Below are 10,718 nucleotides of genomic sequence, written 5' to 3'. Positions count from 1 at the left end.
CTTTCAGCTCTTTCCGAACAACCTAACTTATTGAATTTCAAGAAGTTTGTCGTTCCGATGTCGCTGGAAGTGGGGCGCATTATAAGGGGATTCGAGAGGGCGTCAACCCTTAATTTCAAGAAACTTCAATATCGATGAAAAACAAAGCGGGGAGGCCTAATCGGCCCCCCCGCTTCTGCTCATCCCTTACAAACTAGGGAAGGCAAACTGCGAAGCCTCATGGCTGGCACGTTGCGGCCAGCGCTGGGTGATCGCCTTGCGACGGGTATAGAAGCGCACACCGTCCGGGCCATAGGCATGCAGGTCCCCGAACAGCGAGCGCTTCCAGCCACCAAAACTGTGGTAGGCCACCGGCACCGGCAGCGGTACGTTCACACCGACCATGCCCACTTCGATCTCGTCGCAGAACAGGCGCGCCGCTTCACCGTCACGGGTGAAGATACAGGTACCGTTGCCATACTCGTGATCGTTGATCAGTTGCATGGCCTGCTCCAGGCTGTTCACACGCACTACGCACAGCACCGGGCCGAAGATCTCTTCCTTATAGATGCGCATCTCCGGGGTCACGTTGTCGAACAGGGTGCCGCCGACGAAGTAGCCATCCTCATTACCGGCAACACGGAAGCCACGGCCATCTACCACCAGCTTGGCGCCAGCAGCAAGACCATCATCAATGTAGCCCACCACCTTGTCACGGGCAGCGGCCGTCACCAGCGGCCCCATGTCCAGGCCGCACGAGGTGCCGGCACCAATCTTCAGGGCCTTGATCTGCGGTTCCAGCTTGGCAATCAGGGCGTCAGCCACCTGGTCACCCACGCACACCGCCACCGAAATGGCCATGCAACGCTCGCCGCACGAACCGTAGGCAGCCCCCATCAGAGCGCTCACGGCATTGTCCAGGTCGGCATCCGGCATCAGCACCGCGTGGTTCTTCGCACCACCCAGGGCCTGCACACGCTTGCCGCGCTTGGTACCTTCAGCGTAGATGTACTCGGCGATCGGAGTCGAACCGACGAAGCTCAGGGCCTTCACTTCCGGCGCTTCGATCAGCGCATCCACCGCTTCCTTGTCGCCGTGCACCACGTTGAGGATGCCCTTCGGCAGGCCGGCTTCCAGCAGCAGCTGGGCGATGAACAGGGTCGAGCTCGGGTCGCGCTCGGAAGGCTTGAGGATGAAGGCGTTGCCGCAGGCAATAGCCAGTGGGTACATCCACAGCGGCACCATGGCCGGGAAATTGAACGGGGTGATACCGGCAACCACGCCCAGCGGCTGGAAGTCGGACCAGGCATCGATGTTGGGGCCGACGTTGCGGCTGTACTCGCCTTTCAGCACTTCCGGCGCGGCACAGGCGAACTCGACGTTCTCGATACCACGCTTCAGTTCGCCTGCAGCATCCTCCAGGGTCTTGCCATGCTCTTCGCTGATCATCTGCGAGATACGCGCTTCGTTCTGCTCCAGCAGTTGCTTGAAGCGGAACATCACCTGGGCGCGCTTGGCCGGTGGGGTGTTGCGCCAAGCCGGGAAGGCCGCCTTGGCAGAGTCGATCGCTTCCTGCACGGTCGCGCGGCTGGCCAGCTCGACCTTGCGCACGGCCTGGCCGGTGGACGGGTTGAAGACATCGGCGGTGCGCTCACCCTTGGTAACCAGTTCGCCGTGGATCAGGTGCTGAACAATGCTCATGCAAAACTCCAGATAAAGAAGGTTGAGGCAGGCACGCGATGTGTTCACGCACCTGCCATCAGAATCGGAAAGATCAGTCGATCAGGTTCAGGGTTTCGCCCACTGCGTCGAACAGGCGGTCCAGTTCCTGCGGCGTGGTGTTGAAGGTTGGGCCGAACTGCAGGGTGTCGCCACCGAAGCGTACATAGAAGCCTGCCTTCCACAGTTTCATCGCCGCTTCGTACGGACGCACGATGGCATCACCGTCGCGGGCAGCGATCTGGATCGCGCCGGCCAGGCCGTAGTTGCGGATATCGACGATGTTCTTGGTGCCCTTCACGCCATGCAGCAGCTTCTCGAAGTGCGGCGCCAGCTCGGCGGCGGCCTGCACCAGGTTTTCCTTCTGCAGCAGGTCCAGCGCGGCGATACCGGCGGCGCAGGCTACCGGGTGGGCCGAGTAGGTATAGCCGTGGGGGAATTCCACGGCGTACTCCGGGGTCGGCTGGTTCATGAAGGTCTGGTAGATCTCGCTGCTGGCGATCACCGCGCCCATCGGGATGGCACCGTTGGTCACCTGCTTGGCGATGCACATCAGGTCCGGGGTCACGCCGAAGGCTTCGGAACCGGTCATCGCGCCCATGCGGCCGAAGCCGGTGATCACTTCGTCGAAGATCAGCAGGATGTTGTGCTGGGTGCAGATTTCACGCAGGCGCTTCAGGTAACCCTTCGGCGGCGGCAGCACACCAGCCGAACCTGCCAGCGGCTCGACGATCACGGCAGCGATGTTGGAGGCATCGTGCAGCTCGATCAGCTTGAGCATCTCGTCAGCCAGGGCAATACCGCCCTCTTCCGGCATGCCTTTGGAGAAGGCGTTCACCGGCAGCACGGTGTGAGGCAGATGGTCGACGTCCAGCAGCTGACCGAACAGCTTGCGGTTACCGTTGACGCCACCGAGGCTGGTACCGGCGATGTTCACGCCGTGGTAGCCGCGGGCCCGGCCGATGATCTTGGTCTTGGTCGCCTGGCCTTTCAGGCGCCAGTACGCACGCACCATCTTCAGCGCGGTGTCGGCACACTCGGAACCGGAGTTGGTATAGAACACATGGTTCAGGTCGCCCGGGGTCAGCTCGGTGATCTTCTCGGCCAGCTGGAACGACAGCGGGTGGCCGAACTGGAAGGCCGGTGAATAATCCAGGGTGCCGATCTGGCGAGCCACTGCCTCGGTGATTTCCTTGCGGGTATGCCCGGCGCCGCAGGTCCACAAGCCGGACAGGGCATCGAAGATCCTGCGCCCCTTGTCGTCGACCAGGTAGTTGCCTTCGGCCGCCACGATCAGGCGTGGGTCGCGCTGGAAGTTGCGGTTGGCGGTGTAGGGCATCCAGTGTGCATCCAGCTTGAGCTGGCTGGCGATACCGGCGGTAGCGGTTTCGGGCATGTTCATCGGCGGTTCCTCGGAAGACGATTAGGCAACGATGGATGTTGTTGCAGCTAAATTGGCACGGCGATAAAGTCTGAAAAAGCCAACATTTCTAATCTTCAGACAGGCCCTCACTAAACTAATGAGCCGACGCCCCGATCCACTTGCCCAAGTCAGCGATTTCGACATCCGCCTGCTGAAGATCTACCGCAGTGTCGTCGAGTGCGGCGGCTTCTCCGCCGCGGAAAACGTGCTGGGCATAGGCCGTTCGGCCATCAGCCAGCAGATGAACGACCTGGAGCAACGCCTCGGCCTGCGCCTGTGCCAGCGCGGCCGCGCCGGTTTCTCGCTGACCGAGGAAGGCCGCGAGGTCTACCATTCGGCGCTGCAACTGCTCAGCGCCCTGGAAAGCTTCCGCACCGAGGTCAACGGCCTTCACCAGCACTTGCGTGGCGAGCTGAACATTGGCCTGACCGACAACCTGGTGACCTTGCCGCACATGCGCATTACCCATGCATTGGCCGAACTCAAGGACCGCGGGCCCGATGTGCGCATCCAGATCCGCATGATCGCGCCCAGCCAGGTCGAGCATGGCGTGCTCGATGGCAGCCTGCATGTCGGTGTGGTGCCACAGACCAGTCCATTGTCGGGCCTCGAGTACCAACCGTTGTACAGCGAGCGCTCGCTGCTGTATTGCGCGGTCGGCCACCCACTATTCTATGCCGATGACCAGCAGATCGACGACGACCGCCTCAACAGCCAGGAGGCCATCACCCCCACCTTCCGCCTACCGGCCGAAATCCAGGCGCATTACCAGGCGCTGAACTGTACGGCCAGTGCTTCGGACCGCGAAGGAATGGCGTTTCTCATCCTTACCGGGCGCTATATCGGCTACCTGCCAGACCACTACGCCACGTTCTGGGTGCAGCAAGGCCGCTTGCGTGCCCTGAAGCCCCAGCAACGCTTCTATGACCTGAGCCTCAGCTGGGTAACGCGCAAGGGCCGGCGGCCGAACCTGGTGCTGGAAAGCTTCCTCGAAAGCCTGGCTGCGACACGCTGATGCCAGTCTGTGCCGCAAACGCTTGTCACTTCGGCACAGGCAGGTAATCTTGTCCGACAGCCGCAGCCACTGACCCGTACGGAATCGTCCATGACCCTAGAAGTCCCTGCGCATCGCCTCTCCGCCTCGGGCAAGCCCGCGGGCCGCATCCGCCAGAAGAACGAACAGGCCATTATCCAGGCCGCCGAAGACGAGTTCGCCCGCCATGGTTTCAAGGGCACCAGCATGAACACCATCGCCCTCAAGGCGGGGTTGCCCAAGGCCAACCTGCATTACTACTTCACCAACAAGCTGGGCTTGTACATTGCCGTGCTCAGCAACATCATCGAGTTGTGGGACAGCACCTTCAACGCCTTGAGCGTCGACGACGACCCGGGCGAAGCCCTGAGCCAGTACATCCGCACCAAGATGGAGTTCTCTCGGCGCAACCCGCAAGCTTCACGGATCTTCGCCATGGAGGTGATCAGCGGCGGTACCTGCCTGAGCGAATACTTCAGTGCCGACTACCGCGAATGGTTCCGCGGCCGGGCCGCGGTGTTCCAGGCCTGGATCGAAGCCGGCAAGATGGACCCGGTCGACCCGGTGCACCTGATCTTCCTGCTGTGGGGCAGCACCCAGCACTATGCCGACTTCGCCACCCAGATCTGCCAGGTCACCGGCCGCAGCCGCCTGACCAAGCAGGACATGGAGGACGCGAGCAACAATCTTATCCACATCATTCTGAAGGGCTGCGGTATCAAGCCGGCTGCCTGATCGTCATTTATGCCTTCTACCCTGCTCGACCTCTGCGAGTACCGCGAGGAAATCCGCAAAAGCCGCTTCATCACCCTCGCCGGGCCGATCAGCAGCGCCGCCGACGCGATGAGTTTCATCGAACGCCACAGCGACCTGGCCGCCACTCACAACTGCTGGGCCTGGAAACTTGGCGCCCAGTACCGCAGCAGCGATGACGGCGAACCTGGTGGTACCGCGGGGCGGCCAATCCTCGCAGCCATCGAAGCGCAGGACTGCGACCAGGTGGTGGTGCTGGTGATCCGCTGGTACGGCGGCATCCAGCTGGGCACCGGCGGCCTGGCCAGGGCCTATGGCGGCGGTGCCAACAAGTGCCTGCAACAGGCACCCAAGCGGCTGCTGGTGCAGCGCAGCGAATTCACCTGCAGTTGCAGTTTCAGCGAACTGGCGCTTGTGAAGTTGCGTCTGGCCGAGGTTGACGGCCTGGTCCTGGATGAGCAGTTCACCGCCAATGGCGTGGACCTGCTCATTGCACTGGGTGACGCCCACCTGGCGCCACTGCAGCAGCAGTTGGCCGACCTGAGCCGTGGGCGCATTCTGCTCGAAGCACGTTGACCATTGCCCACAGCAACTGTGGGCCGGCCTGTGGATAAGCTTTGGGCATGTGCCTGCAGCCTAGCGTTTTCAAGGCTTGTAGATCTTTGATCATATTTTGATCACCTTTGATGACAGGCCCAAACTGCGGAAAGCCCGAAAGTTATCCCCATACCGCGGCCAAGCGATGCCGTTTGCGGCGCACCGCGCTTGCACACAATAACTGTGGACCAGCCTGTGGATAACCCGTGCGCCAACAGGCGAGACGCCCGCCCACACAAGGGCACGGGGCGGATGTTCATTTTTTAGCCAACTCGCATGACGGGGCTGCTTTGCAGACCTTACGCGCCACCGAGTTGTATCTCGTAGACGCAGCCTTGTGTCGCCATCGCCGCAATGCAGCTCCAGTTGAATTATCCTCAAATCCTTTTCCTACATTTCTAAAGGAATGTTCCTATGGCTAATTCACGAACAGCCATCATCATCGGCGCGTCGCGCGGGCTCGGCCTTGGCTTGGTGGAACGTCTGCACGAAGACGGCTGGAACATCACCGCCACCGTGCGCAACCCACAGCAGCCAGGCGCCTTGGCAAATGTGCCCGGCGTGCACATCGAACAGCTGGAAATGAACGACACGGCTCAGCTGGATGCCCTGAAGCAGCGCTTGCAAGGCCAGGTGTTCGACTTGGTGTTCGTCAACGCCGGGGTCATGGGCCCCTTGCCGCAAAACCTGGAGACGGTGCAGAGCAAGGACATCGGCGATCTGTTCATGACCAACGCCGTGGCGCCAATTCGCGTGGCCCGTCGCTTGGTCGGCCAGATACGTGAAGGTAGCGGCGTGCTGGCCTTCATGAGCTCGATTCTAGGCAGCGTGACTATTCCTGACAGCGGCGAAGTCTGCCTTTACAAGGCCAGCAAGGCGGCGCTGAACTCGATGATCAACAGCTTCGTCGTCGAGCAACAACGCCCTGATCTGTGCGTGCTGGCCATGCACCCGGGCTGGGTGAAAACCGACATGGGCGGCGAAAACGCCGATATCGACGTGCTGACCAGTACCCGCGGCATGATTGATCAGATCAATGCGCAAAGCGGCAAGGGTGGTCTGCGCTTCATCAACTACAAGGGCGAACCTTTGATCTGGTGATTCACCGGGTCGCAGCCTGGCCGGGCGCAATGCCCGGCCAGGCTCTGTAGAATGGCGGCAACCGTATTTGATCGAGATGACCCACTATGTATGACTGGTTGAACGCCCTGCCCAAGGCCGAACTGCACCTGCACCTGGAAGGCTCGCTGGAGCCCGAGCTGCTGTTCGCCTTGGCCGAGCGCAACAAGATCGCCCTGCCCTGGGCAGATGTGGAAACCTTGCGCGGTGCCTACGCCTTCAACAACCTGCAGGAGTTCCTGGACTTGTATTACCAGGGCGCCGACGTGCTGCGTACCGAGCAGGACTTCTACGACCTGACCTGGGCCTACCTGCAACGCTGCAAGGCTCAGAACGTTATCCACACCGAACCGTTCTTCGACCCGCAGACCCATACCGACCGCGGTATCCCCTTCGAAGTGGTGCTCAACGGTATCAACCAGGCGCTCAGGGACGGTCGCGAACAATTGGGCATCAGCAGCGGCCTGATCCTCAGCTTCCTGCGCCACCTCAGCGAAGATGAGGCGCAGAAAACCCTCGACCAGGCCCTGCCGTTCCGCGATGCGTTCATCGCCGTTGGCCTGGACAGCTCGGAAATGGGCCACCCGCCGAGCAAGTTCCAGCGCGTGTTCGACCGTGCCCGCAGTGAAGGCCTGGTCGCCGTTGCCCATGCTGGCGAGGAAGGCCCGCCCGAGTACATCTGGGAAGCCCTGGACCTGCTGAAGGTCAAGCGTATCGACCACGGTGTGCGCGCCATCGAGGACGAGCGCCTGATGCAGCGCATCATCGACGAGCAGATCCCGCTCACGGTGTGCCCGCTGTCGAACACCAAGCTGTGCGTGTTCGACCACATGAACCAGCACAACATCCTCGACATGCTCGAGCGCGGCGTGAAGGTAACGGTCAACTCTGACGACCCGGCCTACTTCGGTGGCTATGTCACCGAAAACTTCCACGCCCTGTACACGCACCTGGGCATGACCGAAGACCAGGCCCGTCGCCTGGCCCAGAACAGCCTGGATGCCCGGCTGGCCTGATTGACCTGACGCCGGCATGACGGTGTCGCGGTCAACCGACCTGCAACGTCGGCACGCGGGCAATGCGATTGATTTGCTGGATACCCAGCGCAGAGATATGCAATGCCCGCGAGTCCTCGGCTTCGCGCATCCAGCCAGACTGCAGGAACAGCCGGAACAAGGCCTGCCCCAGCACGCCCCCCAGGTGCGGCCCCTGGTCGTTCCACTCGGTGCAGCGGCAGATCACACAGCCACGTTGCTGATTTGGCGCCAAGGCATCGATGTAGACCCCGACCAAAGCCAACTGCGTCCGCCCCTCCTCGCTTACCATCAGCTGTCGACCACTACCCTCCAACCAGCCGGCCACCACCAGACGGTGATACAGCTCACCGGCCAGTTCCCCGCCCAAGTGATCGCCACAGCGACGCGCCCTGCGTATCGACATGGGCAGCGGTGATACCGGCGCCTTGGCCCGCTCCCCCCTGGCGTTCTCCAGCTGGACACTGGCCAGGGCCTCCACCGCTGCCCCGACTTGTGGGGTGGCCAGCCGGAAGTAACGCTTGCGGCCCCGTGCTTCATGCCGGAGCAAACCGGCCGACGACAACAATGAAAGGTGTGCGCAGGCAGATGACGAGGTCAGGCCTGTCATTACCGCGAGCTCGTTGGCCAGCCGCGGCGTGCCGTCGATCAGTGCCCACAGCATGGCACTGCGCTTGGGGTCGGCCATCAGGCTGGCAATCTGGCTGATACTGCTGGCTGCGTTCATGTCCCTGTAACTCCCTGCAAGTTCACTGTGTGGATGCGATGGCCACCCCTGGCAGGGAAGCGCCTCTCGCTGGCACTGGCCTGGTTCGCCAGTATAAGCCGCAAAAAACGCCATTCAGGCAGCACAGCGCGGAGGCACCACCGGCAAAAAAACACTGGGTATGCCTACCCATGGCAAGCAGTGAAACAGTGCGTGAAACCTGTCCGGACCGCGCGGGCAAGCAGCCAGGCCCACATGGCGGGAACAAGGGAGCGACAGGCGGAAAAAACACCGGATGCATCTTCGGACGCGGCCGACAACCAATTTCCACAAATAACGCAAGCCAAAGCGAAGGTTCCACCTGCTTGCGGGCATTGCGCCCCGAGCAGGAAAAACAGGTAGAAAACGTTCTTGGCGACCGTCAGTCAGGACACTGATTCAGGTCATGGCAGGCCGAAGGTGCAGCGCTACACTTCATCCGCTCTCCCCCCTTTGGAGGTATGCCGCGATGAAAATTGTCGTCAGTGCGTCGAGCCGAAACCCCGCCTGCCCCTGGCAGGTCCAGCTCGATCAACACGTGGTCAGTTTCCGCAGCGAGGCCGAAGCGCGCGCCTTCGTCGCCACGCTGGAAACCCGGTTGCAGGCACCTCACCCGCTTATGCGGGAGCCTTGGCCGGCAACCGTCGGGTCAGCAGCGCGACACTGACCACCAGCGCCCCACACAGGCTGATCACCAGCGCCATCGGCACCGCACTGCCATCATGCAGCAGCCCGACCAGCGCTGCGGCACCGGCAGCGACGCTGAACTGCAGGCAGCCCATCAGCGCCGAGGCACTACCGGCCCGTGCGCCCTGCCCGCTCATGGCACAGGCAGCGGCATTGGGGATGATACAGCCGAGGCTGGAAATGCAGACGAACAGCGGAACCAACAATGGCCACAGCTGAGTTGGCCGCATTGCCGCCACACCCAGCAACGCCAGGCCCGCAGCCAGGTAAAGCCACACAGCACGCGCCAGCAGGAACGCTGGCCCGCGCTTGGCCAGCAAGCGTGCATTAACCTGTGCCACCAGGATAAAGCCGGCGGCATTGGTACCGAACAACCAGCCGTAATGCTCGGCTGGCACGCCGTAGAGCTTGATGAACACGAAAGGTGAGCCGGCGATGTAGGCAAACATGCCGGCGATGGCGATACCACCGGTCAGGGCATGGCCGACGAATACCCGGTCAGCGAAGAGGCGCAGGTACTGGCGCAAGGCGCCAGACAGCGGTTGCCGCGGTATGTGCTCGGGCAAGCTTTCCGGCAGGCCCAGGCTGACCGCCAGCAGGCAGCCGGCACTGAACAGGCTCAGGGCGAGGAAGATGGATTGCCAGCCGGCCACGTTCACCAGCACCCCGCCCAGCATTGGTGCCAGGATTGGCGCCAGGCCCATGACCAGCATCAACTGCGAGAACACCTTGGCCGAGGCCACCGGGTCGCACTTGTCGCTGACGATGGCCCGCGACAGCACCATCCCGGCGCAGCCGCCCAATGCCTGGACGAAACGCGCCAGCACCAAGGTGTCGAGGTTGGGAGCATAGGCACAGGCCAGTGACGCCAGAGTGAACAGGGTCACCCCGAACATCAGCGGCTTGCGCCGGCCAAAGCGGTCAGCCACCGGCCCGTAGGCCAGTTGCCCGATGGACAGGCCGAGAAAGTAGGCGGCCAAGGTGGCCTGAACGTGTTTTTCATCGGTGGCGAACGCCTGTGCCATGGCCGGGAAGGCGGGCAGGTAAAAGTCGATCGCCAAGGGCCCGAACGCACTGAGTGCGCCCAGGATGAGCACCATTCGCAGGTTCATCAGGAATCCATAGCAGGCTAAGCAAGTGCTCGATTCTACCTGCTGTGGGCCCTATCGACATGAAAACATTTGCAACAACTTCAAGTGCTGCCGCGGTCTCTGTGGGAGCGGGCGTGCCCGCGAATCAGGCAGCGCGGCGGATGGCACCGGCGGTGCCGGTGTTCGCGGGCACGCCCGCTCCCACAGGCAAGTGTTCAGGCTACTTCGGCCTGATAACCTTCATCGCGAATGGCCGTGAGGATCTGCTCCTGAGCCAACTCGCTCTGCACCCGTACCTGCCTGGCCGCCAGGTCGACCTCCACCTTGGCCGCGGCATCCTGCTCCTGCACCGCCCGGGTCACGGCTTTCACGCAATGGCCGCAGGTCATGCCTTGTACATTGAACACTTGCATGGGGTTACCTCCTTCAGGTTTTGCACGAGTCTCAAGCTTGCCATCGGGGCAAGGTCAAGACCTGTCGACAATAGCCGGGGTGGAAATCCGCGCGCGCGTCGGCCAAGCTGCGCCTTTGATGATCA

General features: G+C 62.1%; 11 protein-coding genes. 6 read left to right on the top strand and 5 right to left on the bottom strand.

Annotated elements, in window-relative coordinates; all coding sequences use genetic code 11:
- Positions 1-186 precede the first annotated feature (186 nt).
- Entirely contained in the window at positions 187-1,680 is a 1,494-nt protein-coding gene (locus IRZ77_RS18920) for a CoA-acylating methylmalonate-semialdehyde dehydrogenase (protein WP_046616869.1), read from the bottom strand.
- Positions 1,681-1,753: 73 nt separating this feature from the next.
- A complete protein-coding gene (locus IRZ77_RS18915) occupies positions 1,754-3,100 on the bottom strand; it encodes an aspartate aminotransferase family protein (RefSeq protein WP_046616868.1) in 1,347 nt (448 codons plus the stop codon).
- Between the two features lie 118 nt (positions 3,101-3,218).
- Between IRZ77_RS18915 and IRZ77_RS18910 the strand changes: the two genes are divergently transcribed.
- From IRZ77_RS18910 to IRZ77_RS18890, 5 genes are all read left to right on the top strand, one after another.
- Positions 3,219-4,136, top strand: a complete 918-nt coding sequence (locus IRZ77_RS18910) for a LysR family transcriptional regulator (RefSeq protein WP_046616867.1) — start codon at positions 3,219-3,221, stop codon at positions 4,134-4,136.
- 90 nt (positions 4,137-4,226) lie between these two features.
- The gene (locus IRZ77_RS18905) at positions 4,227-4,889 is read left to right on the top strand and encodes a TetR/AcrR family transcriptional regulator (RefSeq protein WP_003257076.1); all 663 of its coding nucleotides are present in this window, start codon (positions 4,227-4,229) and stop codon (positions 4,887-4,889) included.
- 9 nt (positions 4,890-4,898) lie between these two features.
- Positions 4,899-5,483: an IMPACT family protein gene (locus IRZ77_RS18900; protein ID WP_016484768.1), complete on the top strand. Its 585-nt coding sequence runs from the start codon at positions 4,899-4,901 to the stop codon at positions 5,481-5,483.
- Positions 5,484-5,918: 435 nt separating this feature from the next.
- Entirely contained in the window at positions 5,919-6,605 is a 687-nt protein-coding gene (locus IRZ77_RS18895; RefSeq protein WP_196174116.1) for an SDR family oxidoreductase, read from the top strand.
- A gap of 86 nt (positions 6,606-6,691) precedes the next feature.
- Positions 6,692-7,639 (top strand): adenosine deaminase, encoded by a 948-nt coding sequence (locus IRZ77_RS18890; protein ID WP_085601457.1) that lies wholly within the window; start codon positions 6,692-6,694, stop codon positions 7,637-7,639.
- Positions 7,640-7,670: 31 nt separating this feature from the next.
- On the opposite strand, the gene IRZ77_RS18885 is transcribed toward IRZ77_RS18890, so the two are convergent.
- Positions 7,671-8,384, bottom strand: a complete 714-nt coding sequence (locus IRZ77_RS18885) for an ArsR/SmtB family transcription factor (RefSeq protein ID WP_085601456.1) — start codon at positions 8,382-8,384, stop codon at positions 7,671-7,673.
- Between the two features lie 487 nt (positions 8,385-8,871).
- Between IRZ77_RS18885 and IRZ77_RS26995 the strand changes: the two genes are divergently transcribed.
- Positions 8,872-9,069, top strand: a complete 198-nt coding sequence (locus IRZ77_RS26995) for a hypothetical protein (protein ID WP_085601455.1) — start codon at positions 8,872-8,874, stop codon at positions 9,067-9,069.
- On the opposite strand, the gene IRZ77_RS18880 is transcribed toward IRZ77_RS26995, so the two are convergent.
- Together IRZ77_RS18880 and IRZ77_RS18875 are read right to left on the bottom strand one after the other, a co-directional pair.
- On the bottom strand, positions 9,020-10,201 hold the full coding sequence (locus IRZ77_RS18880; RefSeq protein ID WP_085601454.1) for a multidrug effflux MFS transporter: 1,182 nt from the start codon (positions 10,199-10,201) through the stop codon (positions 9,020-9,022). The two genes, IRZ77_RS26995 and IRZ77_RS18880, sit on opposite strands and share 50 nt — an antisense overlap.
- A gap of 194 nt (positions 10,202-10,395) precedes the next feature.
- A complete protein-coding gene (locus tag IRZ77_RS18875) occupies positions 10,396-10,593 on the bottom strand; it encodes a heavy-metal-associated domain-containing protein (RefSeq protein WP_046616858.1) in 198 nt (65 codons plus the stop codon).
- Positions 10,594-10,718: the final 125 nt, after the last annotated feature.

The organism is Pseudomonas pudica (genome assembly GCF_015680405.1).
Taxonomy (GTDB): Bacteria; Pseudomonadota; Gammaproteobacteria; order Pseudomonadales; family Pseudomonadaceae; genus Aquipseudomonas; species Aquipseudomonas pudica.
The sequence above is the reverse complement of the archived record's forward strand: the minus strand, read 5'-3'. Positions and strand labels throughout refer to the sequence as shown.

Excerpts from the sequence above, each read along its gene's own strand:
- IRZ77_RS18920 (WP_046616869.1), bottom strand. The coding sequence starts at position 1,680 with ATGAGCATTGTTCAGCACCTGATCCACGGCGAACTGGTTACCAAGGGT.
- IRZ77_RS18915 (WP_046616868.1), bottom strand. The coding sequence starts at position 3,100 with ATGAACATGCCCGAAACCGCTACCGCCGGTATCGCCAGCCAGCTCAAG.
- IRZ77_RS18910 (WP_046616867.1), top strand. The coding sequence starts at position 3,219 with ATGAGCCGACGCCCCGATCCACTTGCCCAAGTCAGCGATTTCGACATC.
- IRZ77_RS18905 (WP_003257076.1), top strand. The coding sequence starts at position 4,227 with ATGACCCTAGAAGTCCCTGCGCATCGCCTCTCCGCCTCGGGCAAGCCC.
- IRZ77_RS18900 (WP_016484768.1), top strand. The coding sequence starts at position 4,899 with ATGCCTTCTACCCTGCTCGACCTCTGCGAGTACCGCGAGGAAATCCGC.
- IRZ77_RS18895 (WP_196174116.1), top strand. The coding sequence starts at position 5,919 with ATGGCTAATTCACGAACAGCCATCATCATCGGCGCGTCGCGCGGGCTC.
- IRZ77_RS18890 (WP_085601457.1), top strand. The coding sequence starts at position 6,692 with ATGTATGACTGGTTGAACGCCCTGCCCAAGGCCGAACTGCACCTGCAC.
- IRZ77_RS18885 (WP_085601456.1), bottom strand. The coding sequence starts at position 8,384 with ATGAACGCAGCCAGCAGTATCAGCCAGATTGCCAGCCTGATGGCCGAC.
- IRZ77_RS26995 (WP_085601455.1), top strand. The coding sequence starts at position 8,872 with ATGAAAATTGTCGTCAGTGCGTCGAGCCGAAACCCCGCCTGCCCCTGG.
- IRZ77_RS18880 (WP_085601454.1), bottom strand. The coding sequence starts at position 10,201 with ATGAACCTGCGAATGGTGCTCATCCTGGGCGCACTCAGTGCGTTCGGG.
- IRZ77_RS18875 (WP_046616858.1), bottom strand. The coding sequence starts at position 10,593 with ATGCAAGTGTTCAATGTACAAGGCATGACCTGCGGCCATTGCGTGAAA.